18 protein-coding genes are annotated in these 25,733 nt (G+C 69.9%); 11 read left to right on the top strand and 7 right to left on the bottom strand.

All coding sequences use genetic code 11. The features are described 5' to 3' along the window. Positions 1 to 206: 206 nt before the first annotated feature. Both FHR82_RS08645 and FHR82_RS08640 read right to left on the bottom strand, forming a co-directional pair. Entirely contained in the window at positions 207 to 3,149 is a 2,943-nt protein-coding gene (locus FHR82_RS08645) for a glycoside hydrolase family 48 protein (protein ID WP_311770971.1), read from the bottom strand. A gap of 131 nt (positions 3,150 to 3,280) precedes the next feature. Then, positions 3,281 to 5,236: a glycoside hydrolase family 9 protein gene (locus tag FHR82_RS08640; protein ID WP_311770970.1), complete on the bottom strand. Its 1,956-nt coding sequence runs from the start codon at positions 5,234 to 5,236 to the stop codon at positions 3,281 to 3,283. A gap of 134 nt (positions 5,237 to 5,370) precedes the next feature. On the opposite strand from FHR82_RS08640, the gene FHR82_RS08635 reads away from it, so the two are divergent. Beyond that, positions 5,371 to 5,910, top strand: a complete 540-nt coding sequence (locus FHR82_RS08635; protein ID WP_184809750.1) for a hypothetical protein — start codon at positions 5,371 to 5,373, stop codon at positions 5,908 to 5,910. 28 nt (positions 5,911 to 5,938) lie between these two features. Here the strand turns inward: FHR82_RS08635 and FHR82_RS08630 are convergent, their stop codons facing one another. Beyond that, positions 5,939 to 6,994, bottom strand: coding sequence for a lytic polysaccharide monooxygenase auxiliary activity family 9 protein (locus tag FHR82_RS08630; RefSeq protein WP_225943803.1), 1,056 nt, complete (start codon positions 6,992 to 6,994; stop codon positions 5,939 to 5,941). A 263-nt stretch (positions 6,995 to 7,257) separates the two neighbouring features. Between FHR82_RS08630 and FHR82_RS08625 the strand changes: the two genes are divergently transcribed. From FHR82_RS08625 to FHR82_RS08615, 3 genes are read left to right on the top strand one after another with little or no spacing between them, the layout of a single operon-like run. Continuing rightward, positions 7,258 to 9,840: a glycoside hydrolase family 9 protein gene (locus tag FHR82_RS08625; protein WP_311770969.1), complete on the top strand. Its 2,583-nt coding sequence runs from the start codon at positions 7,258 to 7,260 to the stop codon at positions 9,838 to 9,840. Positions 9,841 to 9,853: 13 nt separating this feature from the next. Continuing rightward, positions 9,854 to 11,671: a PQQ-dependent sugar dehydrogenase gene (locus FHR82_RS45165; RefSeq protein ID WP_225943804.1), complete on the top strand. Its 1,818-nt coding sequence runs from the start codon at positions 9,854 to 9,856 to the stop codon at positions 11,669 to 11,671. 51 nt (positions 11,672 to 11,722) lie between these two features. Beyond that, positions 11,723 to 12,052: an antibiotic biosynthesis monooxygenase family protein gene (locus FHR82_RS08615; RefSeq protein ID WP_184809749.1), complete on the top strand. Its 330-nt coding sequence runs from the start codon at positions 11,723 to 11,725 to the stop codon at positions 12,050 to 12,052. Here the strand turns inward: FHR82_RS08615 and FHR82_RS08610 are convergent. Next, positions 12,044 to 13,024: a LacI family DNA-binding transcriptional regulator gene (locus tag FHR82_RS08610; protein ID WP_311770968.1), complete on the bottom strand. Its 981-nt coding sequence runs from the start codon at positions 13,022 to 13,024 to the stop codon at positions 12,044 to 12,046. The two genes, FHR82_RS08615 and FHR82_RS08610, sit on opposite strands and share 9 nt — an antisense overlap. A 202-nt stretch (positions 13,025 to 13,226) precedes the next feature. On the opposite strand from FHR82_RS08610, the gene FHR82_RS08605 reads away from it, so the two are divergent. The 3 genes from FHR82_RS08605 to FHR82_RS08595 all read left to right on the top strand — a co-directional run bounded on the left by FHR82_RS08605 (position 13,227) and on the right by FHR82_RS08595 (position 16,561). Then, the gene (locus FHR82_RS08605; RefSeq protein ID WP_184809747.1) at positions 13,227 to 14,177 is read left to right on the top strand and encodes a glycoside hydrolase family 6 protein; all 951 of its coding nucleotides are present in this window, start codon (positions 13,227 to 13,229) and stop codon (positions 14,175 to 14,177) included. Between the two features lie 332 nt (positions 14,178 to 14,509). After that, positions 14,510 to 15,883, top strand: coding sequence for a glycoside hydrolase family 6 protein (locus FHR82_RS08600; RefSeq protein WP_184809746.1), 1,374 nt, complete (start codon positions 14,510 to 14,512; stop codon positions 15,881 to 15,883). 30 nt (positions 15,884 to 15,913) lie between these two features. Next, a complete protein-coding gene (locus FHR82_RS08595) occupies positions 15,914 to 16,561 on the top strand; it encodes a lytic polysaccharide monooxygenase auxiliary activity family 9 protein (protein ID WP_184809745.1) in 648 nt (215 codons plus the stop codon). A 59-nt stretch (positions 16,562 to 16,620) separates the two neighbouring features. Here FHR82_RS08595 and FHR82_RS08590 read toward each other — a convergent pair whose 3' ends face one another. From FHR82_RS08590 to FHR82_RS08580, 3 genes are all read right to left on the bottom strand, one after another. Beyond that, positions 16,621 to 17,454: an alpha/beta fold hydrolase gene (locus tag FHR82_RS08590; protein WP_184809744.1), complete on the bottom strand. Its 834-nt coding sequence runs from the start codon at positions 17,452 to 17,454 to the stop codon at positions 16,621 to 16,623. Positions 17,455 to 17,610: 156 nt separating this feature from the next. Further along, positions 17,611 to 18,951 (bottom strand): glycoside hydrolase family 10 protein, encoded by a 1,341-nt coding sequence (locus FHR82_RS08585; RefSeq protein WP_184809743.1) that lies wholly within the window; start codon positions 18,949 to 18,951, stop codon positions 17,611 to 17,613. A 223-nt stretch (positions 18,952 to 19,174) separates the two neighbouring features. Continuing rightward, entirely contained in the window at positions 19,175 to 19,792 is a 618-nt protein-coding gene (locus FHR82_RS08580) for a hypothetical protein (protein WP_184809742.1), read from the bottom strand. A gap of 18 nt (positions 19,793 to 19,810) precedes the next feature. Here FHR82_RS08580 and FHR82_RS08575 point away from each other — a divergent pair, with 18 nt between their 5' ends. The 4 genes from FHR82_RS08575 (at position 19,811) to FHR82_RS08560 (ending at position 25,731) form a co-directional block, all read left to right on the top strand. After that, a complete protein-coding gene (locus tag FHR82_RS08575; RefSeq protein WP_184809741.1) occupies positions 19,811 to 19,966 on the top strand; it encodes a hypothetical protein in 156 nt (51 codons plus the stop codon). Between the two features lie 164 nt (positions 19,967 to 20,130). Next, the gene (locus FHR82_RS08570) at positions 20,131 to 21,045 is read left to right on the top strand and encodes a serine/threonine kinase C-terminal domain-containing protein (protein WP_184809740.1); all 915 of its coding nucleotides are present in this window, start codon (positions 20,131 to 20,133) and stop codon (positions 21,043 to 21,045) included. Positions 21,046 to 21,056: 11 nt separating this feature from the next. After that, positions 21,057 to 23,855, top strand: a complete 2,799-nt coding sequence (locus FHR82_RS08565) for a TIR domain-containing protein (RefSeq protein ID WP_184809739.1) — start codon at positions 21,057 to 21,059, stop codon at positions 23,853 to 23,855. A gap of 37 nt (positions 23,856 to 23,892) precedes the next feature. Beyond that, positions 23,893 to 25,731 (top strand): protein kinase domain-containing protein, encoded by a 1,839-nt coding sequence (locus FHR82_RS08560; RefSeq protein WP_311770967.1) that lies wholly within the window; start codon positions 23,893 to 23,895, stop codon positions 25,729 to 25,731. Positions 25,732 to 25,733: the final 2 nt, after the last annotated feature.

Raw genomic sequence — 25,733 nt, 5'->3', positions numbered from 1 at the left:
CAGCCCGGCCCCGCCAGCGGCGGCTGGCGGGACCGGGCCTGCGGTGCGCTCACGTCGGTGTGCGCGCACCGCATGTCCTGGGCTCAGCTGCGATGTTCGCTGCGCAAGCTCCGTCAGCGTTGATGTTCGCTTCGCAAGCTCCGCTCAGCGTTGATGTTCGCTGCGCAAGCTCCGCTCAGCGTTGATGTTCGCTGCGCAAGCTCCGCTCAGCCGAACAGCTGCACGTGCAGCGAGAACGCGGTCGCGATCTCCGCCTGCGCCCAGAACCGGTGGTAGGTGAACGTCGGTGCGGCCCCACCGTTGAGGTAGGTCTCGACCTTCTGCCAGTCCGGGTCGTCCTCGTAGAACGACCGGATCGACAGGAAGTCCGAGCCGGCGCCGATGGGGTCACCGTTGGGCATTTCGCCGGTCCAGCCCTGCGGCACGTACACGCCCTCACCGGTCGACGAGTTGTACTCGTCGTCGAACCGGTTGTAGTCCAGGCGCGTCTCCGGGGTCGCGATACCGATCGCGTCGGTGTGCTCGAGCATCGCGTCGAGGAGGCCCTCGCCGACCGTCCGTGCCTGTGCGTTCCCGGACCTCGCCGCGTAGTTCAGCAGGATCTTCGCGTACGAGGCCGCGACACCGACGTCCTGGCTGTGGTTCAGCACGCGAACCCGGAGGTTCGCGTTGCTGCCCGGCGACGACGCGTTCCACGTGTCGGGCTGGCCGGTCCACTCCATGTCGGACGGGATCTGGAAGTTGCCACCCGTGCCGACCGTCGTGTTCGCGATGGCCCACGGCACCCACTTGTCGAGGATCTTCTTCGCACGCGCGTCCCCGGTCAGCTGGTACAGCGCCGCGACCCGCTCCAGGCCCCAGGCCTGGAAACCGAACCAGCGGTTCGACGGCGGGTCGTGCCACACCGGCTGCCAGTCGTAGTACATGCCGTAGAACGTCGACGAACCCGACGGCGGAGTGCCGTACTGGCCGTCCCAGCTGTTCGTGGCACCGCCGGCGATACCGCCGTCGGCGGACTGCAGCCACTGCAGGAACTCCATCTGCCGGGTCAGGCTCTGCGACCAGTCCTGCGCACCGGTCGCCGACAGCGGCCGCATCGCCGGGTCGTTCGCGAGCGCGTACGCGGCGAGCGGGTTCTGGTAGCCCTGGTGCACGGCACCGTCACCGATCCGCCACGCCCAGCCGGCGGACGTGTCCGTCGCGCCACCCCACGCGTAGTACCACGACATGAGGTAGTGCGCGCTGTTCTTGCCGGAACCCGCGGGGCACGTCGACGGACCGACACAGTTGCCGACCCGCTTGAAGTACTTGTCGAACATGGCGTACCGCAGGTAGTCGCCCATCTTCGACGCCTTCTTCACGACGTCCGCGACCTGCGCGCCCTTGCCCTGCGCGGTGGCCCACTGGTTGGCGAGGTACGCCACCTGGACCGCACGGGCGTCGGCGTCGGGCGCGTTCGTGTACTTCCACTGCTTGGCGTAGCTCGCGTCCTTGGTGAACAGGTCGAGGTACCCGTTCGGACCGCCGTGCGCGAACGTGTCGCACGAGGGCTGCGGGATGGTCTCCCACACCGACTCGCTCGACCCGCGCTGGTAGGTGTTCATGTACACCGGCGCGGTGGAGGCGCCGTCACCGCAGTGGCCGAAGCCGTACGTGTTGTCCACGTCCAGCATCCAGTGCATGCCGTAGATGTCCGGCGTGCCGTAGGCGCTGCGCAGCTCGCCCGCGATCGGGTCGGCCCCGACCGGGACGTTGCCGTCCAGCACCGCGGGGTACTGGTCCATCCTCGGGTGCTCCGGCGCGTACGTCGCGGGGTCGGACGCGTTGTACTTGTCGTTGGTCGGCTGGTCCGCGTGGGACGGGATGATGAACTTCTCCATCGACGCCCACGCCTGGTTGAACGGCGTCCAGTCACCCTCGAGCTGCCCGTACGCGGCCTCCAGCCACAGGTAGTAGCTGAACGCCTCGGACGTGGTCTGGTGACCGTGGTCCGGTGCCTCCACCAGCAGCGTCTCCACCGAGTGGTACGGCACCAGCAGCCCGCTGAAGTCGCGGAAGTAGCCGCTCGCCGGGTCCTTGATCTTGTTGTACTGCTCCAGGAACGCCGCCCGGTAGTCCGAGGCGGCCGCGTCGATCTCCGCCACGTCGAGCTCGGCCGAGGTGAGCCCGGAACCGGTGATCGAGAACGTGGCGGAGGCGAGCGCGCCGCCGTTCGCCGCGGACGCGATCGTCACGTCCTTCACCGTGTTCCAGCTGCTCTGGTCGAACGTCAGCGTCGCAGGCGTGGCGGTCAGGTCGGTGCTGCCCGCCGTGCGCGCCACGCTGAGCGTGACCGAACCCGTCGGCTGGGTCGCGAGCTTCACGCCCACGGTCGCCGAGTCACCCTGCCGGACGCGGACCGTCGACGGCGTCGCGACCACGGCGGGCGCCGACAGCACCCGCACCGCGATCGGGGACGACACCGTTGCCGCGCCGAGGTTGTCGACCGCCCGCGCGGTCACCGAGTACTCGCCCGTGGTCGCGCCGGTCCAGGAGAACTGGTAGGGCGAGGTGGTGTCCGCGCCGAGCCGGGTCGTGCCCGCGTAGAACTCGACCGACGCCACGGAGCCGTCGGCGTCGGCCGCGGTCGCCGCGAGCGGGATCGCCGTGCCGACCGTGTACGCCGTGTTGTTGGCCGGGCTGGTGACCGCCACGGTCGGCGCCCGGTTCGGGCCGACGCACGAGACACCGTTGACCGTGAAGTCGGTCGGCGCCCGGTTCGCGCTGCCCGGCTTGCTGCCGTTGAAACCGAACGAGACGGACCCGCCGGGGTTGATGTTGCGCTGCCACTCCGCGCCCCGCACGCTCACCGCGCCACCGGACTGCGTGTGGGTGCCGTTCCACAGCTGCGTGATCTGCTGCCCGTCCGCGAACGACCAGGTCAGGTTCCAGTCGGGGATGGCGTCGGCGCCCTCGTTGCGAATCGATACAGACGCGCCGAAGCCGGAGTTCCAGTCGCTCGTGACCGAGTAGGCCACGGTGCAGGACACGTCGGCGACAGCGGCCACCGGTTCGACACCGCTGCTGACCGCGGCCGTGAGTGCCACGGCAGCGGCCAGCGCCGTGACAGGGCGCGCCCTCGACGGGCGCACCGATAGTCGGGATCTCACAGGGTCCTCCTCGAGCGGTTGTACGGCGAACAGGTGGAACCGGCTCGGGATCGCGCGGGCACACATCGACCCCGAGCCGGGCAAGAGGGGCGGGTCGCCGGTTGCCACATACCGGCGACCCGCCAGGCCGGTCAGCGCCAGGAGGGACCACCGGGCGCCGACTCACGGAGAGCGCCGTCTGGGGCCCTGCCCCACACGACGGCGCCGGCCGCGCTGGTGAGCACGATCCGGTCGGTGGTCGTCGGCTGGGCGCCACCGGACGGCAGGCCCGAGTAGGACCAGTCATTGGTGGGATCCCAGGTGCCGCTGCTCGTCACGCGCACCTGGATCTCCTTGCGGTGCTGGCTCTGTCCGGCCGGTGCGATCGGGTCCGGGCACTCGACCTCGACGTAGTAGACGTTCCCGGTGTGCTGTCGCGGGGCGGACGCCGCGCCGCACTGGTTGTAGTTCGTGGTGACGGTCAGCTGCGCGGGGGTGGTGGCGCCGTCGAGGGTGAAGTAGTAGCGGACCTTTCCTCCGGTGAGAGCCCGGGCGGGCCACGCGGACGTGTTCACCACGTACAGCTTCACCTCGGTGAACGTCGAGCTCTGTTGCGTGGCGGCGCCCTGGACGTAGATCTCCGGGCCGTCCGGGGTCTCCGATGGCGGGAAGTTCGCCAGCGGTGTGCCGCCGTACTCGTCGTACAGCTTCGCGAGCGCTCCGGTGTAGGCGGCGTTGTAGTCGAGCGCGACCTCGTTGGCCACGTAGTCCTGCCGGTTGTCCACATAGGAGTCGTTCGGCTGACCGGGACCGCCGACGAGCGCGCCGTACAGCACGTGCCTGCTCTGCGCCGGCTGCTGGATGTTGTCCGTCCAGCTGCCGTACGCGGTGCGGTGGTGCGGGTTGCGCGGCGGGTTCTGCCCGAAACCGACCAGGTAGCTGGCGTTCCTCGGGTTCTGCCCGAGCGTGTAGTTGATCTGGCGGACGCCGAAGTCGTGGTAGCGGGCCCTGCGCTCGGCGTCGGTGACGTTCTCGCTGTGCACCAGGGCGGCGAAGGCGGTGTTGGCCGCGTACCGCAGGGAGCCCCACGTGTCGAGGTGCGCCTGGCCGCCGGGGGAGTAGCGGACGCGCTGGCCGTTCCAGCCGGTGGTCCAGTAGTCGAGCCAGCGGTTGGCGTCGGTGAAGTACTTGTCCTTGCCGGTCAGCTCGGCGAGCAGCACGTAGGTGCCGTAGGACTTGTCGTCCCAGGCGATCGTCCACCGGTAGGACTTGGTGCTGGTCTGCTGCTCGTTGGCGAGGTTGTCGTACTCCGCCTCGGCCTTCGCGAGGTAGGCCGGGTCGCCGGTCGCGCGGTAGAGCCAGATCGCGCCCCACACGAGCTCGTCGACGTACCCGCTCCACGAGCGGTAGAAGTTCGCCGCGTCGGTGATGCAGTCGCTGTACTTGCCGCGCCGCTGGTCGGCGAACGTGTAGAGCTGCTTGGCGTGGGTCAGCAGGGTGCTCGCGTACGCCGGGTCGTCGGCGAACACGAGTGACGAGGCGGCCATCGCGGCGGCCGACTCACCGGCGAGGTCCGAACCGGGGCAGTTCGCGTCGATCTTGTAGGACGGGCGGGCCATCGGCATCACCTCGGCCGGGCCCCACCACTGGTGGTCCGCGTTGCCGTTGCCCACCTGCCCGTACAGGACCTGCGGCTGCGGGTGCGCCTTGATGAGCCAGTCCATGCCCCAGCGCAGGTTCGCCTTCAGCGGCGTGAGCTGCCCGGACCGCCGGTAGGCGGCGGGTTCCTCCAGTGCACCCCACGCGAGCATGGTCATGCTGGCGCTGAACGGGAGGCCGAACTTCACGTGGTCACCGGCGTCGTAGAAGCCGCCGGACAGGTCAAGGCCCACGTCCCGGCCGTCGGTGACCGCGGAGTCGCCACGCCAGCTCACGCGGTTTTCCGCGCCGAGGTCACCGGAGCGCTGCGCGTCGTAGAACCAGACCGACTTCTGCAGCGCCTCGCCGTAGTTGAACGCGGGCGCGGCCATGGCGGACGCCGTCGTGGGCGCCGTGACCAGACCGGCCACCACGGCCAGTGCCGTGAGCAGGGAAGCAGGGGTGCGCACTGAGTTGCCTCCTCGTTGAGGGCTGGGAGCGCTCCCAGAAGAGTAACGCCGGATCGTCGTATTTGGAAGGGTTGATTCCGCCAACTGCGGGAAAGTGTTGTGACTCGGGCGATTTCGGAGTAGAGCAGAAAGGCATGAGGCGTCTCGCGACCGCATTGTTGATCTCCACGGGCCTGCTCGCCGCTTGTGCCGCACCCGCGCCGACACCCAGTCGCGGCGCCGGTTCACTCGGCGCGCGCATGACCACAATGGACGAGCTGGTCGAGTGGATCGACGACACCGCAGGGGAATGTGCCGAGGTCAAGGCACGCGGGATCGACGAGCTGCGCGGGTTCGTCGGACCCGACATCGCCGCGCGCTTCGAGCCGTACGTCGCCGAATGGGCCACCTGCCGGGTATCGCCGGAATTCCCGGTGGTCGGACTTATCTTGTTCAGTGGCGATGAGCAGCGAAAATTGCAGGAATCGTGGCACGCCGCGATGGCCGAAGGCGAGATCGCCGACGGCCCGACCTTCGCGTTCGGCAACGGGTTCGCGGTCTCCCAGGGATTTCTCGGTACCAGCAAGCTGGGCCTGTTCTACTTCCGCTGCGACTACCTCGACCCGAAGGTGCACCAGGTCCCCTCCGACGTCGAGGGGTGCGTGTTCGCGAACCCGGAGCACGGGCACCACTGAGACCGCCGTGTCAGTGGTGCCGGTGTGCTTACGGGCTCGTGCAGGTGAGGTCCATCGGATGCGCCGGGCTCGTCCCCGGCGAGTTGGCGGACAACCCGAACGAGCGTTCGCCGTTCGCGGGTACCTGCGCGTTCCAGTCCACGCTCCGCACGGACACCGCCGACCCGCTCTGGGTGAGCGTGCCGTTCCAGACGCTGTTGAGCGTCTGCCCGGACGGGAGCGTCCACTTGACGGTCCAGCCGGACAGCGGCGTCGAGCCGTGGTTCATCACGACCACGTCGGCCTGGTAGCCACCGTTCCACGTGCTCGTGACGTTGTAGTGCGCCATGCAGTTGCCCGCCGGCGGGTCGCCCGGGTCGGGATCCGGGTCGTCGACCTCACCGACCCCGGTGACCTCACCGTTGCCGCCGTCGAACACGACGTCCGAGCAACCGTAGAAGGTCTCCGTGCTGTCGGACCGCTTCCACACCGAGTAGATGACGTGCTTGCCCGACTTCCCGGTCGGGAAGTTGCCCGTCCACTTGTACTGGCCCTCGATGCTGCCGACGCCTCCGGTCACCTGCGGATGGTCGACCGTGAGGAAGGGCTGGTCCTCGAGGTCGTCCCAGCGCAGCGCCCGGCTCGGGTCGTACCCGTCCTTGGTCACGTACAGGTAGAACCAGCCAGGGTGGGCGGCCCACGCGTTGTAGGAGAAGTTGAACGACGCACCCGCCGTCAGGTGGGTCTCCGGCCAGTTCCCCACGCGGTCGTACCCGGAGAAGCTCGGGTTGCCGCCCGAGCACAGCTGCCCGTCCGGGATGAACCCCTCGGTGCGGCCAGCGCCGTCCGAGCGGAGCACGGAGAACCAGTTGTACAGCGAGTTGTCCCCGCTCTGGGCGACAGCTCCCTTGCATGCCGAGTTCTTCGGCACGATGTTGCCCTGCGGCGACAGCCCGTCCTGCCAGCACAGGAACGTCCTGCTGCCCGGTTTCATCATCGCGCCGTGTGCCGAAGCCGGTTGTGCGTTCAGTGTCGCGGTCACGAGGCCTGCCACCATCATGGTGACGACGGCCAGGACCGCGGTCATTGCCTTTCTGCGTCTCATGGTGCCTTCTTTCTGACAGCACTGGGAGCGCTCCCAGTCCCGGCACCATAGCGCGGGTCCGACACCCGGCGAACGAGGCCAAACGAGTGAGAAAGTTCCGGGACCACGTCATTCTCTGTGACGGTCTGAGCAGAGCTTGCAGCGCTGTGGGCGGAACTTGCGGCGCGATCCGTCGAACAGAGCAGCAAACTCTTCCCAGTCGCGAGGTGTGGGGTTAGATTGTGGGAGCGCTCCCAAGAATCGGACTCCGAAAGGATCACGACGTGGTGATCAAGAACTGGCGGCGTGCACTGCTGCCTGCCGCCGTACTCGCGCTCGTCGCGGCCGCTCCGGGAGCACCTGCGGCGGCCTCCGCACCCGCCGCCGAGTACGAGCGGATCGTGAACGGCGACTTCTCGGCGGGCAGCGATCCGTGGTGGACCGGCGCGAACACGAGTGGCTCGGTGACCGGCGGGGAGTACTGCGTCGCCGTCACCGGCGGCACCGCCAACGGGTACGACGCGCTCTCCGGTCAGAACGGCGTGCCCTACGAGGCCGGCCAGTCGTACACGCTGAGCTTCGACGCACGCGCCACCGTCGAGCAGCCGATCTCCGCGGTGGCGGGCGAGGCCGTCGCACCGTACCGGCAGATCGCGCGCACCGACGTGACCGTCACGCCCGTGAAGCAGACCTTCACGTTCACCTTCGAGTCCACATTGGACTTCCCAACGGCCGGCAACGGCCAGTTCGCGTTCTGGTTCGGTGGCCAGTCGTTCGACAACACCGTGTGCGTGGACAACGTGTCGGTGGTCGGCGGTGTGCTGCCGCCGCCGGGACTGGAACCGGCCCCGCCGCTGCGGGTGAACCAGGTCGGCTACGTGCCGGGGGTGCCCAAGCAGGCGAGCTTCGCGACCGACTCGACCACCCCGCTGCCGTGGACCCTGCGCGACAGCGCGGGCACGTCCGTCGCCACCGGCCAGACCGTTCCGAAGGGACACGACGCGGCGTCGGACGAGAACGTCCACACCATCGACTTCTCGTCCTACGACCGGGAGGGCAGCGGCTACACGCTGACCGTCGGCGACGTGGTGAGCCACCCGTTCGACATCTCCGCGACCGCCATGTCGGATCTCCGGTACGACTCGCTCGCGTTCTTCTACCACCAGCGCAGCGGCACGCCGATCGAGGCGCAGTACGTGGGGGAGGAGTACGCGCGGCCCGCCGGGCACGTGAACGTGGCGCCGAACCGCGGTGACGACGACGTGCCGTGCCGGGCGGACCTGAACTGCGGGTACACGCTCGACGTGCGCGGCGGCTGGTACGACGCGGGCGACCACGGCAAGTACGTCGTGAACGGCGGTATCTCCGCGTGGCAGCTGCAGAACAGCTATGAACGCGCCGCGCTGATCGGTGACGAGGCGGCCATGGGTGACGGCACGCTCGCCATCCCCGAGCAGTCCAACGGTGTGCCGGACGTGCTGGACGAGGCTCGGTGGGAGGTCGAGTTCCTGCTGAGCATGCAGGTCCCCGACGGGCAGCCGCTCGCGGGCATGGCGCACCACAAGATCCACGACGAGCAGTGGACCGGTCTGCCGACGCTGCCGCACGAGGACGCACAGCCGCGTCGCCTGTCGGCACCGAGCACGGCGGCGACGCTGAACCTCGCGGCCGTCGCCGCGCAGGCGTCGCGGTTGTGGGCGCCCTACGACGCCGAGTTCTCCGCGCGCACCCTCGCCGTGGCGAAGAAGGCGTACGCGGCGGCGAAGGCCAACCCGAGCCGGCTCGCCGACCCGAACGACGGCACCGGTGGTGGCGCGTACAGCGACTCGACGGTGACCGACGAGTTCTACTGGGCCGCCGCCGAGCTGTTCGCGACCACGGGTGAGTACCGCGCGGACGTGACCGGATCTGCGCTGTACGGCGGGAAGAGCTTCAACGTGCACGGGTTCGACTGGGCCGCGACCGGTGCGCTCGGGGACGTGACGTTGCTGCTCGTGCCGCGTGACCTGCCGGCCGACGCGGTCCGTGCTGCGCTGTTGTCGACGGCGGACGCGCACCTCGCGAACATGGCGGGCATGGGGCATCCGGCGCCGTACCGGACCGCGGACGGCGGGTACGAGTGGGGTTCGAACGGGCTCGTCGCCAACAACGGTGTGGTGCTGGGCCTCGCGCACGACCTGACCGGTGCCGCGAAGTACCGGGACGGCGCCTTCGCCGCGATGGACTACCTGCTCGGGCGGAACCCGGTGGACCACTCGTACGTGGCGGGCTGGGGTGACCAGCCGGTGCGGAACGTGCACCACCGGCACTGGGCCAACCAGCTCGACCCGTCACTGCCGACCGCCCCGGCCGGTGCGTTGTCCGGGGGGCCGAACAGTGCGCTGCAGGACCCGATCGCGGCGCGGTTGCTGCCGGGCTGTGCTCCGCAGCGGTGCTGGGTCGATCACATCGAGGCGTACTCGTTGAACGAGGTCACGGTCAACTGGAACTCGGCGTTGGCGTGGCTGTCGAACTGGGTGGCCGAGCACTCGGTGCCGTCCGCGGTTCCTTCCGGGTGCAAGGTCGCGTACACGGCGTCGACGTGGCAGACCGGCATGACCGCCCAGCTGACGATGACGAACACGGGCACCTCGGCGTGGGACGCGTGGCGGCTGGAGTTCGCGTTCTCCGGCGGGGAACGGATCCAGCACGGGTGGAGCGCCACGTGGACCCAGACGGACCGGGCCGTGCGCGCCGAGAACGTCGCGTGGAACACGCGGGTCGCGCCGGGTGCCTCGGTGACGCTCGGCTTCAACGCGAGCAAGACCGGTACACACACGCCCCCGGCCGCGTTCAAGGTCAACGGACAGGTTTGCACGAATGCGTGAGAGGAGCCCGGCGATGCCTCGGCTGCTTGGCGCCGCGCTCGTCACCGTGCTCGGTCTGTCCACGTTGACGACGTCGTCCACAGCGGCCGCGGCACTGGCGGCGGCACCGGCGGCGGCACCGGCGGCGGTGCCGTTCGAGGACGTCACCGTCGCCACGACCCAGGTCGCGTCCGGGCTGAAGCGGCCGACCACCGTCACCGGCGTGCCGGATGGCCGGTTGCTGATCACCGAGAAGGAAGGCACGGTTCGCGAGTACCACCCGTCCACCGGTCTCGCGCCCGACCCGGTGCTGGACCTGCGTTCCCGGGTGGACGTGTCCGGGAACGAGCGTGGGCTGCTCGGGCTCGCCCCCGCACCGGACTTCGCGCAGACGTCGGTGGTCTACGTCGCTTACACGGCACTGCCTTCCGGCACGCTCACGCTGTCCCGCGTGCCGCTCGGCGACCCGGCGCGTGAGCAGGTGGTGCTGACGCAGTCGCACGCGGAGTACAGCAACCACAACGGTGGGCACGTCGCGTTCGGACCGGACGGGTACCTGTACTGGGTGCTCGGGGACGGCGGTGGCGCCGGTGATCCCTTCGCCTCGGGGCAGAGTTTGTCCACGCTGCTCGGCAAGGTGGTGCGGCTGGACGTCAGCCGGTCGTGCGAAGGGCGGTCGTACTGCGTGCCGCCCGACAACCCGTACGTCGGGGTGCCTGGCGCGCGGCCGGAGATCTGGGTGACCGGCGTGCGCAACGCGTGGCGGTTCTCGTTCGACCGGGCTGACGGTTCACTGTGGCTCGGTGACGTCGGCCAGGGCACCCGCGAGGAGATCGACCACCTCGGGCGGGACGACGGCGGCGCGAACCTCGGCTGGTCCTGTCGCGAGGGCACCTCGGTGTTTCTCCAGGAACGCTGCGTGGCGGGCACCGAGTACACCGACCCCGTGTTCGAGTACCAGTCGTCGGTGGCGGGCTGTGCGGTGATCGGCGGACACGTGTATCGCGGGTCGGAGTACGCCTCGCTCATGGACGGCACGTACGTCGCCACCGACTACTGTTCCAACACCGCGTGGGCGATCCGCCCCAACGCCGACGGCACCTACTCCACCGGCACGATCGGGGAGTTCCCGATCCAGGTCACGTCGTTCGGTGCTGACGCGCGTGGTGAGCTGTACGTGGTGAACGACCTGCCCGGGCGGTTGTTCACGGTGTCGTTCGAGCGGGTGGCGGCTGCCGGGCCGGCGCGGATCATGGCGCTGGGTGACTCGATCACCAGCTCGCCGGGGTGCTGGCGGGCGTTGCTGGGGAACCGGTTGCGCGACAACGGGTACACCGACATCGACTTCGTCGGTACGCAGTCGCCGCAGGGGTGCGGGTTCGACTACGACGGTGAGCACGAGGGTCATCCGGGTGTGCTGGTGACCGATGTCGCGGCGCGGAACCAGTTGCCCGCCTGGCTCGCGGCCTCGGACCCGGACGTGGTGGTGATGCACTTCGGGACCAATGACGTGTGGAGCAACCGGCCGACGTCGTCGATCCTCGCGGCGTACACCACGCTGGTCGGGCAGATGCGGGCGCAGAACCCCGAGGTGTCGGTGCTGGTGGCGCAGATCCTGCCGATGAACCCGGCCGGGTGCGCGGAGTGCGGTGCCCGGGTCTCCGACCTCAACGCCGCGATCCCGGCGTGGGCCGCTTCGGTGAGCACGGCGCGGTCGCCGGTGGTCGTCGTGGATCAGTGGACCGGGTTCTCCACGGCGAGCGACACCTACGACGGCGTGCACCCGAACGCGTCGGGCGACCAGAAGATCTCGTCGGCGTGGTATCCGGCGCTGACCGCGGCTCTCGGCTGACCATCGGCCGGTTCAGCAGTTGTTCTTGGGCTTGTGGTGCTGGAATGGGTTGTGAGCATCTTCGTGCGTGGGCGGTTCTCCGCCATCGAGGGTAGGCAGGCCGAGTTCGAGGAGGTCGCTCTGGCGCTTGCCGCTCGTGCGGTCGGTGAGCCTGGCACCCTCACCTATCGGTGGTTCTCCGCGGGTGAGGGTGCCTACATCGTGATCGAGGAGTACGTCGACGAGGCTGCTGCCGTAGCGCACAACGATGGGGTGGCCGATCTGCTCGCCCGTGTGCCCGACTGTGCCGAGCTGGTGTTCGCCGAGGTGTACGGGGTCGGGTCTCTCGCCTGGGCGGAGGGCAAACCGCAGGTCACCCTCTACCCCGACCTCTCAGGCTGACTCCCGGCAGACCAGTTCGGTCGGCAGGATCACCGGGCTCAGCTTCGCCTCCGGGTCCCTCAACTGGGTGATCAGCAGCTTCGCCAGCTCCCTGCCCATCTGCTGGATCGGCTGGCTCACGCTGGTCAGCATGGGGTCGGTGTTGCGGGCCAGGTCGGAGTCGTCGAAGCCGATCACCGCCACGTCGTCCGGGACTCGGCGGCCTGCTGCTCGTAGTGCCTTCATGGCGCCCGCGGCCATCAGGTCGCTCGCCGCGAACACCGCGTCCAGCTCCGGGTCCTTCGCCAGTAGCTCCCTGGTCGCCGCCTCGCCGCTGGCCTGGCCGAAGTCGCCCGCCGCGACCAGGCGGGTCACCCCGCGTTTGCCGCGTAGTGCGGCTCGGTAGCCCGCGAGGCGGTCGATGCCCGCCGCCATGTCCTGGGGCCCGGTGATCGTCGCTATCCTGCGGCGGCCCTGCCGGTACAGGTACTCCACCGCCGTCCTCGCGCCCGACTCGTTGTCCGCGTCCACGTACGGCACGGCCCCGATGTCGGACATCGGCCTGCCGTTCAGCGCCACCGGGGCGCCCGCGGCCACGATGTTCGTCGGCAAGGGGTCGTCGCCGTGCAGCGAAATCAGGATCACGCCGTCCACGTGGCCGTTGCGGACCTGCTGCTCGACCTTGCCGTGCTGGCGTGCCGTGTTGGCCATCATGAGGTTGAGCTGCAGGGGCGTGCTCGACAGCTCCTGGCTCAGGCCGCGCACGAGGTTCACGAAGAACGGCTCGCCGAACACGCGGTCCTCCGACTCGGACACGACCAGGAGCACCGTGTCGGACCGGCGTGTCACCAGGCTGCGTGCCGCCTGGTTGGGGACGTACCCGAGCTTGCGGATCGCGTCCTGTACCGCCTTGAGCGCCCACGGGCTCACCTCGAGTGAGCCGTTCACCACGCGCGACGCCGTCCCGCGTGACACGTTCGCCTCTATCGCCACCTGTTCGAGGGTTGGGCGCCCGCTCGCCCGTGACCTTCTGACTTCACTCACCCCGCACACTCCCGCATTCCGACATGATACTGGGAGCCTTCCCATGCGGTGGCGACTTGACGGGCCGTGGCGGACCAAGCACACTGAGGAAGCGGTTTTATTTGGGAACGCTCCCATCCTGATCTGCTCGGATTTCTCTCCGGAGGTATGGATGGTGCTCAGGCAGTACTCACTCAAAACGTGGGTGGTGGCGATCGCCGCACTCGCCGTGGTCCCCGCGAGCCCCGGGCCGGCGCAGGCCGCGCCGTCGGGGTTCTACACCGACCCGCAGACGAACGCGGCGCGCTGGGTCGCCGCCAACCCCAACGACAGCAGGACCGCGGTCATCCGCGACCGGATCGCCGCCGTGCCGGCCGCGCGGTGGTTCACCACGACCAACACCAGCACCGTGCGCGGGCAGGTCGACGCGTACGTCGGCGCCGCGGCGGCCGAGGGCAAGATCCCGATCATGGTCGTCTACAACGTCCCCAACCGGGACTGCGGTGGCGCCAGCTCCGGCGGTGCGCCGTCGCACTCCGCCTACCGGGCGTGGGTCGACGAGGTGGCCGCCGGGCTCGCAGGCCGCCCGGCGTACATCGTGCTGGAACCCGACGTCCTGCCGCTCATGACCAACTGCCAGAACGCGAGCCAGCAGGCCGAGACCAGCGCGTCGATGGCGTACGCCGGGAAGCGGCTCAAGTCGGGATCTTCGCAGGCCAAGGTGTACTTCGACATCGGACACTCGGCGTGGCTCGCCCCGGGTGAGGCCGCCGCGCGCCTGCGGGCCGCGGACATCTCGGCCAGCGCCGACGGCATCTCGACGAACGTGTCGAACTACCGCACCACGGCCAGCGAGGTCACCTTCGCCAAGTCGGTCCTCTCGAACCTGGGCGACGGGCGGCTGCGCGCGGTCGTGGACACCAGCCGCAACGGCAACGGGCCGGCGGGCAGCGAGTGGTGCGACCCGCCGGGCAGGCGCATCGGGACGCCGAGCACCACCAGCAGCGGTGACGGGCAGATCGACGCGTTCCTGTGGGTGAAGCTGCCCGGCGAGGCCGACGGCTGCATCGCGGGAGCGGGCCAGTTCGTGCCGCAGCGCGCGTACGAACTCGCCACTTCCTGAAAAACGGTCACGGAAATATCGGCGGACGCCACCGGGTGTCCGCCGATATTTTCATTCGGCAACAAATTCACGAAGTTCGCACAATCGGCCCAATCCGGCCGGGCGAACGGCCGCAACGGCGCGCGATCCGGTCGTACCGTACGCGTTGCGCACTGAACGGCTCCTGAACGGAGCAGTGACCGAAGGTCTTACCAGCCAGGAAAATCACCGTCCGTCGCGACGGGGCGCCACGGACGGTCCAACGGCCTTCACGGTCGCGGAAAGCCTCGTTACAGTCCCATGCTGGGAGCGTTCCCAAATTCTCCCCGAAATCACATGACAAAGGAGTCATCATGCGTTCTGCCTCTGTGCGAGGCACTCCTCGAAAAGGGCTGATGGGCGGTGTTGCCGCCGCTGTGGCGCTCGCGTCGGTGTCGTTGTTCACCGGTGCGCCCGCCTCGTCCGCCGCGCCCGCTCCTCGGGTCGACAACCCCTACTCCGGTGCCCGGGTGTACGTGAACCCCGAGTGGTCCGCGAAGGCCGCCGCCGAGCCGGGCGGCGACCGGATCGCGAACCAGCCGACCGGGGTGTGGCTCGACCGCATCGCGGCCATCGAGGGCGTGAACGGCGGCATGGGCCTGCGCGACCACCTCGACGAGGCCGTGTCCCAGTCCGGTGGCCAGCCGCTCGTGATCCAGCTCGTCGTCTACGACCTGCCCGGCCGCGACTGCGCCGCGCTGGCCTCCAACGGTGAGCTGGGCCCAGACGAACTGCCGAGGTACAAGTCGGAGTTCATCGACCCGATCGCGGCGATCCTCGCCGACCCGGCGTACGCGGACCTGCGGATCCTCACGGTCGTCGAGATCGACTCGCTGCCGAACCTGGTCACCAACACCAGCGGCAGGCCGACCGCCGTGCCCGCGTGCGACGTGATGAAGCAGAACGGCAACTACGTCAAGGGCATCGGATACGCGCTGTCCAAGTTCGGCGCCATCGAGAACGTCTACAACTACCTCGACTCCGCTCACCACGGCTGGATCGGGTGGGACGACAACTTCGGCGCGTCGGCAGAGCTGTTCGCCGAGGCGGCCAGGGCCGAGGGCAGCACTCCGGCCAACGTGCACGGGTTCATCACCAACACGGCGAACTACTCGCCGACCCGCGAGCCGCACTTCACCATCGACGACTCGGTGAACGGCACGTCCGTGCGCCAGTCGAAGTGGGTCGACTGGAACCGCTACGTCGACGAGCTGACCTTCGCGCAGGCGTTCCGGCAGCGGCTCGTGCAGGCCGGGTTCGACTCGGGCGTCGGCATGCTCATCGACACCTCGCGCAACGGCTGGGGCGGCAGTGCCCGCCCGACCGGTCCCGGTCCGCGGACGAACGTGGACGAGTACGTGAACGGCGGCCGGATCGACCGGCGCATCCACCCGGGGAACTGGTGCAACCAGTCCGGTGCCGGACTGGGTGAGCGGCCGGCGGCGGCACCCGCGTCGGGCATCGACGCGTACGTGTGGATGAAGCCGCCCGGCGAGTCCGACGGTGCCAGCGAGGAGATCCCGAACGAGGAGGGCAAGGGCTTCGACCGGATGTGCGACCCCACCTACGAGGGCAATCCCCTCAACGGCAACAACCCGCCCGGTTCGCTGCCGGACGCCCCGCTGTCCGGGCACTGGTTCTCCGCCCAGTTCCAGGAGCTGATGGCCAACGCGTACCCGCCGCTGTGACGCGCACGCCCTGAGTGAGAAGGAGAAGACATGCCGAAACGACTCCGGGCCGCGGCAGTGCTGGCGGCCGCCGCCGTGATGATGGTCGGCGGAGCTGTGCCGTCCGCGACCGCCCACGGCAACGCGACCGACCCACCGTCGCGCAACTACGGTTGCTGGGACCGCTGGGGCGCCGACTTCCAGAACCCGGCCATGGCGACCGAGGACCCGATGTGCTGGCAGGCCTGGCAGGCCGACACGAACGCCATGTGGAACTGGAACGGCCTGTACCGCGAGAACGTCGCGGGCAACCACCAGGCCGCCATCCCCGACGGCCAGCTGTGTTCCGCGGGCCGCACCCAGAACGGCAGATACGCCGCGATGGACGCCGTCGGCGACTGGAAGGCGGTGAACAAACCGAGGAACTTCACGGTCAACGTGTACGACCAGGCCTTGCACGGCGGTGACTACTACCGGGTTTACATCACGAAACAGGGATTCAACCCGATAACCCAGTCGCTGAAGTGGTCGGACCTGGAACTGGTGGCGTCGGTCGGGAGGACGCCACCTCAGAACAACACGGTGATCCCGGTGAACGCGGGCAGCCGCACCGGCCGTCACATCGTGTACACCATCTGGCAGGCAAGCCACTTGGACCAGTCGTACTACTTCTGCAGTGACGTCAACTTCACCAGCTGAGCACGACAGGACGCCCGTCCGGCCGTGACAAGGCCGGACGGGCGTCACTTTCAGGAACCTCAGCCCTTCAGGAAGGACAGCAGAGCCGCGTTCACCTCGTCGGCGTGCGTCCACAGCAGACCGTGCGGAGCGCCCTCGACCTCGACGTAGGTCGCGTTCGGGAGCAGCTTGCGGAACTCGCGGGCCGTCGAGTCGATCGGCAGGATGTTGTCCGCCGTTCCGTGCAGGATCAGCGTCGGCACGTCGACCTTGGGGATGTCGGCGCGGAAGTCGGTGATCCACGTGGGCACGGCGGCCGACGAGGCGAACCAGGAAGCGCCTGCGGCGACGTTCCAGCTGTTGCGCAGCGCCTCTTCGGACAGCCGCGTCCCCAGGTTCTCGTCGGTGTTGTAGAACGCCTTGTAGAACTCGGTGAAGTACGCGTACCGGTCCGCCTTCACCGCGGCGAGGATGCCGTCGAAGACCTCCTGCGGCACACCGGCCGGGTTGTCGTCGGTCTTGAGCAGGAACGGCTCCAGCGAGGCGAGGAACGCGGCCTTCGCGACGCGGGCCGAGCCGTGGGTGCCGAGGTAGCGGCCGACCTCGCCGGTGCCCATCGAGAAGCCGACCAGGACCACGTCGTTCAGGTCCAGCGTGTCGAGGACGACCTTGAGGTCCTGCGCGAACGTGTCGTAGTCGTAGCCGGTGGTGGGCTGGCTGGACTGGCCGAAGCCGCGGCGGTCGTAGGTGACGACGCGGTACCCGGCGTCGAGCAGCGCGGCGCTCTGCTTCTCCCACGAGTGGCCGTCGAGGGGATAGCCGTGGATCAGGACGACGGGCTGCCCGCTGCCGTGGTCCTCGTAGTAGAGGTCGATGTTCGTGTCGTTCTCGGTCCCGACGGTGATGTACGGCATGACGCGCTCCTTGCCAGACCTCGGAGAACCGGCGTTCTCCTTTGGTTCGCACAACCGCGTCGTGACGGGTGGCATTCCGGGGTCGGGCCGTGACACGGGGCACGCCGCGGCGCGCGGGTGGCGGCAGGTCCACCCACGCGCCGCGGTCGCCCCCGGTCAGGACGCCGTACAGGTCGGCGTCACTCCGGTACCGGTGCCGGTGCCCTGGTAGCCGAACTCGGCGTACTGGCCAGGGGCGATGCTGCCGTTGTGGGCGGCGTTGGCGAACTGGATCGCGCCCGAGTTCGCGCTGCGGTTCGCATTCCAGGAGTTCACGACGACCGCGCCGGAGGGCAGCGTGATCGCGACCGTCCACCGGCTGACGGCCGTGGCGCCCGCGGTGACCCGCACGGTGCCGACGAAGCCGCCCTGCCACTGGTTGGTCGAGACGGTCGCGGTGCAGCCGTCGCCGGTCGGTGGCGGGTCGTCCGGCGGCGTGGTCCCGCCGTTGAGCGCGGTCAGCACCGCGGTGTACGCGGGCTTCTTGTCGTAGTTGCCGTCGAACAGCAACGGGGTGCCGTTCGGCCGCCACGAGTACTTGTCGGTGACGCCCCAGACGGTGATGCCGGTGCAGCGGGAGATGGCGAGGCAGGTCTCGGTGACCGTGCGGTAGTTGTTCGCCTGGGCGGTGCCGGAGCCCTCGATGTCCAGCTCGGTGATCTGCACGTCGACGCCGAGGTTCGCGAAGCGCTGCAGGTTCGCCCGGTAGTCGGACGGCACCGGGGACTGTGCGTTGAAGTGCGACTGGAAGCCGACGCAGTCGATCGGCACGCCGCGGGACTTGAAGTCCTGCACCATCGCGAAGACCGCGTTGCTCTTCGCGTTCTGGCCGTCGGTGTTGTAGTCGTTGTAGCAGAGCTTCGCGTTCGCGTCGGCGGCGCGGGCGGCGCGGAAGGCCTCCTCGATGTAGCCGTTGCCGAGCCGCTGCTGGAACGCCGACTGGCGGCGGGTGCCGTTCTCCTCGAAGGCCTCGTTCACCACGTCCCAGGAGTGGATCTGGCCGCGCCAGTGCCCCATGACCTGGTTGATGTGGTTGGTCATCGCCGAGCGGAGGTTGGTCGTGTCGAGGCCGCCGACCCAGCCGGGCAACTGCTGGTGCCACACCAGCGTGTGCCCGCGCACGCTCACGCCGCGGCCGCGGGCCTGGGTGACGATGCGGTCCGCGTTGGCGAAGGTGAACGAACCGCGGCTCGGCTCGAGCGCGTCCCACTTCATCTCGTTCTCCGGCGTGACGGAGTTGAACTCGGCGTTGAGCACGCCGACGTAGTCCGTCTCACTCAGCCGGTTCGCGGCGACGGCCGTACCGAAGTACCGGCCGGACTCGGCGGCCGAGGCCCCGAGCGTGGTCGCGGCGACGGCCGTCCCGGACAGGACGACCACGCCGGCCAGGCCGGTGGCGCCCGCGGCAGCGAGCACCAAGGCCTTTCTTGCGGTGGAACGCAGGGATTTCCTGATCATGACTGCTCGTTTCCTGGAGGTGAGACCACAGGTTTTCGCGCAACACTGAGCGACGAGTCGATCGCGATCGGCGACAGCTTCAACGATTGTGCGTGCGCCGGGGAAGTCATGTCAATGCCGGATTTCCGGAACATTATCGGAAAGTTCCGGTGACCGTGAAAAGGAAAGTTGGGCCGCTCGAGGCTTTGTAGTCCGAGCGGTGCATTCCGAAATTTTCGTGAAACTACCGGACGGCGATCTCGGTGCCGAGGCGGGCACCCTGCTCGAGTTCGAGGTCGTCGCCGCTCCAGAAGCGGCCCGGGTCGTACCAGTTGGCGCGGCGCTTCGCCGGGAGCAGGCCCATCTCCTGGTAGGTGAGTGCCACGACCTCCGCGCAGTACGCGGTCTCGAGCGTCGCGTCGGAGGCCGGGGTGCGCGGGATCGGTGCGCGGCCGACCAGCCACCGGGACAACAGGCGCGCGGTCGACGGGAACGGTGTGCCGTCGAGCCGGGCGACGGCACGCAGCGCCGCGTCCTCCATGGTCCGGTCCGCCGGCGGCTCGAGCTGCCGCAGCCACGCCTGCTGCCGGTACCGGGTGGTCCACTGGACGACGGCCTCGCGCAGGTCGTGCAGCTGCACGCCGCGGTGGTGGGCACCGGTCCACATGTCGCGCAGGGAGCGGCCCAGCTCGGCGTGCCACATCAGCGGCGGCAGGTCCTCGATCACGACGGCCATGCCGACGTGGTTGACCGGGCTGTTGGTGGTCAGCCGGATGGTGCGGTCGGCCGCCGTGCTGCCGCGGAACAGCCACACGTCCCCGGTGCGGGTGAGTTCGACTGCCTCGTCAAGTGATACGGCCACGGGAGGTAGCCTAGGCCCGTGCGCTGGTGGAAGATCGTCGGTTTGGCCGGACTCGCCGGGGTCGCCGCGACCGGAGTCGCGGTCGCGCGCGCGGAGCGCAAGCGTCGCGCCTACACACCGGAGGAGATCCGCACCCGCCTCCACGCTCGCGTCGCCGAGTCCGGGAAGGACTGACCGGCGCACTCGCCGATTTCCGCCGGGCATTGTTTCCCGGTATTTCCCCGGCCGGGAAACTTGCCAGATCGTGGACAAACGCGCCGTCCGCCGGAATTTCCCGTATCAGCCCTGCCGCGCCGTGCGACCTTGCTGCAAACGGTGTCGAGCAGGGGAGTCCCGACATGGTGCGCAGGTTTGCCGTCGCGGCGTGCACGGTGGCGATCGGGGTGCTCGCCCCGGGCTGCTCGTTGTTCGGGCCCACCACGAAGAACGAGGTGTGCGCGGAGTTCGACGAGCTGGGTGAGCGATATCTCGCGGCCGACGGATTCATCGACAACCTCCTTTTCATCCAGGCCGGCGCGCTCGCGGACGTCGCGGACCGCTACGACGGGACGCCCAGCCTCGGGCCGGACGCCGAGGCGCTCGAGGCGATCTCGGACTCGGACTCGACCGACGGCCTCGAACTCATGGCCGCCACCGCGGCGATCGCCGAGCTGTGCGGGCACGTGCTCGGCCGGCAGGCGCTGATCCCTGGCGGCAGCGGCTTCGGCTGGGGCGACGGCTCGGCGGACCAGCCCGACGCGGACCCGCCGGCCACCGGCACCCCGGACCGGACGCCGCCGACAACTGGCGACCCGCCCGCCACCGCGGACGAACCGGGACACGACCTGTACACGGTGTCCGGTCCCGGCGGGCTGGCCCTGTCGATCCCGGCGGGCTGGGTGGTTGGCGGCTCGCCATCGGCCGCCAACCAGCAGGCCGCCGCCCCGGGCGACGACCGGACGTTCGTGCGGTTCGGGGCGAGCACACCGCCGTCCGTGCCGCTGCTGACCGAGATCCAGAACGGGGAGAGCGGCAACCCGAACGTGCGGAACGGGTACCAGCGCATCCGGCTCGCGGAGACGTACTTCCTCGGCCAGGCCGCGGTCGACTGGGAGTTCACGTTCGTCAAGGACGGCGTCACGCGGCACGCGTTCGGGCGGTACTGGCGGCAGAATGGGCTGGGTTACGTCATCTACCTGTCGGCGCCCGACACGGAGTGGTCGTCCGCCCGCTGGGTGTTCGACGCCATGGCCACCACGGCGACCGTCTACTGAGGACAGGGCACGTGACGACACCGGACGAGGAACTCCACGCGGCGCCGACCGAGACCTACGACGTCTTCCTGAGCTTCACCCGCACGTCGCCCGGCGCGGAGCGGCAGTGCGCACGGCTCCAGCGCGCACTGGCGCGGCGCGGCCTGCGGGTGTTCCGCGACGTGCGGATCGACGACTTCCGTGGCATCACCAAGGAACTCGTCGCCGCGCTCGCCGGGTCGAAGGTGCTGCTCGCGTACTACACGAAGGAGTACCCGCGGCGGTACGCGTGCCAGTGGGAGCTGACGGCCGCGTTCGTCGCCGCCCAGCGCGAAGGCGACCCCCGGCGCCGGGTCCTCGTGGTCAACCCGGAGCCGGGGGAGCCCGGCCACGTGCGACCCGTCGAGCTGGCGGACGCCAGGTACGCCGCCGTGCCGCGCGACGACGACGCCGTGGACCGGATCGCGGCGCGGGTCGCGGAACAGGTCGCGGCCGTGCGCGGCCCGTTCGGCGCGCCGCCGCACCCGGTCGACCTTGCGCGGCTGCCGGAACAGGCGCTGTCGCAGCGGACCGTGGCCGGGCGGTACCCGCAGATGTGGGAGATCCACTCCGCGCTCCACGCGACGGACCACCCCGGTGTGCACGAGCCGTCACCGGCGCGGACGGTCGTGGTCACGAGCCTGCCCGGTGGCGGCAAGACCTCCGTCGCCGCCCGCTACGCCTACCTGTACCGCGACGCCTACCCCGGCGGTGTCTTCTGGATCGCGCTGGCGCCTGGCGAACCGGCAGACGTCGTCGGGCAGTTCACCGACCAGCTGCGGACCATCGCCAGGGACACGCTGCTGCTGCCGACCGACGGGGTCGAGCCGGACCGGTTGCGCGCGATGGTCGCCGCCGAGCTGGCCGGGCGGCGGGTGCTGTGGATCGTCGACGACGTGCCTGCCGCCTTGCCGGAGGACGTACTGGGACAGCTGGTGATCCCCGCGCGTGACGTGCGTGCGATCCTCACCGGCCGCGCGGTGAGCCCGCACGGCGACCTCACCGAGGTCGCCCTCCCGGGGCTCGACGCGGACGAGGCGGCGGGGCTCTTCGGGGCGACGGGCGAGGAGGAGCGGGCCGCGGTCGCCGGTTTCGTGGCGCGCTGCGGCGGTCACCCGCTGACGGTCCGGATGGCCGCCAACGCCGTGCGGTTCCGCGCGGGTCCGCTCACCTCGGACCTCCTCGACGCCGTGCCCGCCGAGGCGGACGACGCGGTCCGCCGCGAGCTCGCGTCCCTGGTACCCGGCGCGCGGAACGTGCTGCGGGCCGCCGCGGTGCTGGCGCCGCTGCCATTTCCTCCCGCGGTCGCCTCGGCCGCTCCCCACGACGTCGCCCAGCTCGTGGAGCGGGGCCTGCTGCACGTGGTCGGCACGTCGTGGTCGGTGCACGCGCTCGTCAGCAGTGGCGTGCTCCCCGTCGACGACACGGTGCCCGCCGAGGTCGCCGCGGCGCTCGTGCCGCGGCTGTCCGGCGTGGACCCGCACCTTGGCGCGCACGCGCGGAAGCTCGGGGAGAACCCGGCCGTGCCGACCGGTGCCCGGCAACGCCTGCTGCGGCACGTCGTCGCGGTCGCCGAGGCGAACGGCGACCCCGTCGCGGCGCTCCCGGTCCTGTCCGCGCTCCTCGCCGTGTCCGGCGGTGCCTCCGTGACGGACCTCGTGACCGCGGCCAGGATCGAGCTGGCGTGCGGTCGCCCCGAGGATGCCGAACGGCACGCGCGGCAGGCGTTGGCCCGCGCCGAGACGACCGGCGACGAGCGCGCCCGCCACCGCGCCAGGCTCCTCCTCGCACAGGCACTCGACCAGAGCGGTGAACACGTCGCGGCCGACGCCGCCTACTGGACGGACCTGATCGCGAAGCCGCCCGCCTGGCTCGGCACCGAAACCGGGGCGGAGGACCGGGTGCGCACGCAGCTGGCGCTCGCGTCGGCGATCGCACTGCGTGGCGGGATCAAGGACGCGCTCGCGATCGTCGCACCGGCCGTCACGGAGTTGCGCGCCGCGCCACCCGGCCCCATGCGGGACGAGCTGGCACCCTCGGCGACGCTCGAACTGGCCCGGCTGCGGCAGCTGACCGGGGACGCACGCGGCGCGAGACAGCTCGCTGACGAAGTCAGGCAGCGCTTCCGGGACGAGGGCAGACACGCGCACGCCACGTGCCTGGAGGCGGAAAGCGTGTGGGCGGAGGCGTTCCTCACGCTCGACCTGACCGAACTGGACGGGAGACCCGCCGACTGGCAGCGGTCCGAGGAGGCGCTGCGGGACCTCGCGGCCGAGTACCGCGGCCGGTGGGGACCGGACAGCGTGATCGCGCTCGCCGCCCGCGTGCGTGCCGACCGGGCACTGATCGCGCTGGGCAAACCGCACGAGGCGCTGCGCGCCCTCGCGGAGACCGAGGCGCTCGTCCGCGACCGGCTCGGCGCGCACCGCCTGCTCTTCCGGCTCCGCTTCGGGATCGCGCAGGCACACGGGCAGCTGAAGGAGTTCACGCGCCAGCGGGACGTGCTGGCCGCACTGCTGCCGGAACAGGCGGTGGCGCTCGGCCGGTTCCACCCCGAGACGCTGGAGACGCAGCTGGACCTCGGCATCGCGTACGCGATGACCGGTGACGGCAGGCGAGCCACCACGCTCGTCAACGAGGCGGCGCGGGCCCTGCGCAGCGGGCTCGGCCTGAACGTCGACCTGTCCGTCAAGGCAACCACGGCACAGGGAATCGTGCGCCTCCCGTACCCGGTGCTGCAGGTGATGTCTGTTGTGGACCAGTTCTTCGGCGGCCGGAAGAAGACAGAATAAGGACAACTTCCCGGCTATTCCCGTCGGCTTGGAAACAATGCCGGGCCGTTTGCTGACGGTAAGCGCGACAGACAGCTTCGAGCCACGAAGAGGGAAACACATGGAACGCGCGCTCGGAAGTCGTTACAGGCTGGGGGAATCGCTGGGCAGCGGGGCGATGGGGCAGGTGTACGCCGGTGCCGACCCGGAGGGGCAGGAGTTCGCGTTCAAGGTGCTGCGCAGCGACCTGACGGGAAATCCGGACGTCGTCGCCCGGTTTTTGCAGGAAAGGTCGATCCTCGTCGGATTGCGGCACCCGAACCTGGTCGGCGTGCACGATCTCGTCGTCGAGGGCGAGACCGTCGCGATCGTGATGGACCTCGTCCGCGGCGGCGACCTCCGGGGTCACCTCACCCGGTCCGGGCCGCTGCTGCCGTCCGAGGTCGCGCGGATCGGCGCGAGCGTCGCGTCCGCGCTCGCGGCCGTGCACGCCGCCGGAGTCGTGCACCGGGACGTCAAGCCGGAGAACATCCTGATGGCCGGGACGACGCCGCGGCTCACCGACTTCGGGATCTCGCGGCTGGTCAGCGGGTCCGACATCGGGCGCAGCTCGCTGCTCGCGGGCACCCCGCAGTACGTGGCGCCCGAACTGGCCGAGGGGCTCGAAGCGACCCCGGCCGCCGACCTGTACTCGCTCGGCATCGTCCTGTACGAGCTGTGCTGTGGTGTCACCCCGTTCGCGGGCGGCTCGATGCTCGCCGTGATCCGCCAGCACGCCGAGCAGGAACCGGGCAGGCCGCAGGGCATCCCGGACGACCTGTGGGACGTGATCAGCTGGCTGCTCAGGAAGAGCCCGCGCGGCAGGCCGCAGTCCGCCCAGCAGGTGGCGACGCTGCTCGACGCGCTCGCGCCGCAGCTGCTCGACCACCCCGTCGCGCAACGGCTGACCTCGCCGCCCGCGCCGGCACCGGCGCAGGGACAGCTGTCCACCCAGATGGGCATCGTCCCGGCGCGACCGCCAGGTCGGCCGCTGGGTCCGGTGGCGGCGCCACCCGCGAAACGCAAGCGCGGCAAGGTGTGGGCACTCGTCGCGGTGCTGGTGCTCGCGCTGGTCGGTGGTGGCGTGGCCTACGCCGCGCTGCGGCCCGTGGGCGAGGTGGGTGCGGACCGGGGTGGACAGCAGGGCACGGCGGAGCCCGTGGCCGATGACGCCGAGGGGACGGTGGCGCCGACCACGGCCACCACGGAGGCGGCGCTGACCACCGCGCCGGACCTGGTCGGCATGACCATCGCCGAGGCGCAGGACCAGCTTCCGTCCACTGTGGACGTCGAGATCGTGGACTCCATCCAGCAGGGCGCCGAAGCGGGCACGGTGGTGGAGCAGGTACCCGCGGCCGGGGAGGACCTGGACGGGCGGATCACGCTGACGGTCGCCCGCGACGCCATGCAGGTGTACCTGGACGAACTCCTGCCGGTCAGCGGGAACTGGTACGGCGACGGCACCGGCGCGTCGTCCTTGGCGGGCAAGACCTACCTGCACAGCCTCAACGCCGAGGTTGACGGCTGCGGCAGCTCCGGTGAGGTCGAGTACAACCTCGCGAAGGGGTTCCGGCAGCTCACCGCGACCACGGCGCTCGACGACACCTCCGAGCACGCGGAGGCCGCGGTCCAGCTGGAGATCTTCGCGGACAACCGGCCCGTGTTCAGCGAAACCGTCGTCCTGGGCACGCCGATCCCGATCGATCTCGACCTCAGCGGCGTGCTCCGGCTGAAGATCCAGTGGAGCACCGTGCAGGACGTCGGGTGCTGGGACACCGGGATCATCGTGCTCGGTGAGCCGACCCTGTTCGGGCTTCCCGGGGAGATGCCCACCGAGACCACCACCCCGACGGGCTGACC

Source organism: Actinophytocola algeriensis, assembly GCF_014203735.1.
Lineage (GTDB): Bacteria > Actinomycetota > Actinomycetes > Mycobacteriales > Pseudonocardiaceae > Actinophytocola > Actinophytocola algeriensis.
Note: the sequence above shows the minus strand (reverse complement) of the source record. Positions and strands in the feature narration are given on the sequence as shown.

Excerpts from the sequence above, each read along its gene's own strand:
- FHR82_RS08590 (WP_184809744.1), bottom strand. The coding sequence starts at position 17,454 with ATGCCGTACATCACCGTCGGGACCGAGAACGACACGAACATCGACCTC.
- FHR82_RS45165 (WP_225943804.1), top strand. The coding sequence starts at position 9,854 with ATGCCTCGGCTGCTTGGCGCCGCGCTCGTCACCGTGCTCGGTCTGTCC.
- FHR82_RS08595 (WP_184809745.1), top strand. The coding sequence starts at position 15,914 with ATGCCGAAACGACTCCGGGCCGCGGCAGTGCTGGCGGCCGCCGCCGTG.
- FHR82_RS08585 (WP_184809743.1), bottom strand. The coding sequence starts at position 18,951 with ATGATCAGGAAATCCCTGCGTTCCACCGCAAGAAAGGCCTTGGTGCTC.
- FHR82_RS08635 (WP_184809750.1), top strand. The coding sequence starts at position 5,371 with ATGAGGCGTCTCGCGACCGCATTGTTGATCTCCACGGGCCTGCTCGCC.
- FHR82_RS08560 (WP_311770967.1), top strand. The coding sequence starts at position 23,893 with ATGCCGGGCCGTTTGCTGACGGTAAGCGCGACAGACAGCTTCGAGCCA.
- FHR82_RS08630 (WP_225943803.1), bottom strand. The coding sequence starts at position 6,994 with ATGAGACGCAGAAAGGCAATGACCGCGGTCCTGGCCGTCGTCACCATG.
- FHR82_RS08605 (WP_184809747.1), top strand. The coding sequence starts at position 13,227 with ATGGTGCTCAGGCAGTACTCACTCAAAACGTGGGTGGTGGCGATCGCC.
- FHR82_RS08600 (WP_184809746.1), top strand. The coding sequence starts at position 14,510 with ATGCGTTCTGCCTCTGTGCGAGGCACTCCTCGAAAAGGGCTGATGGGC.
- FHR82_RS08570 (WP_184809740.1), top strand. The coding sequence starts at position 20,131 with ATGGTGCGCAGGTTTGCCGTCGCGGCGTGCACGGTGGCGATCGGGGTG.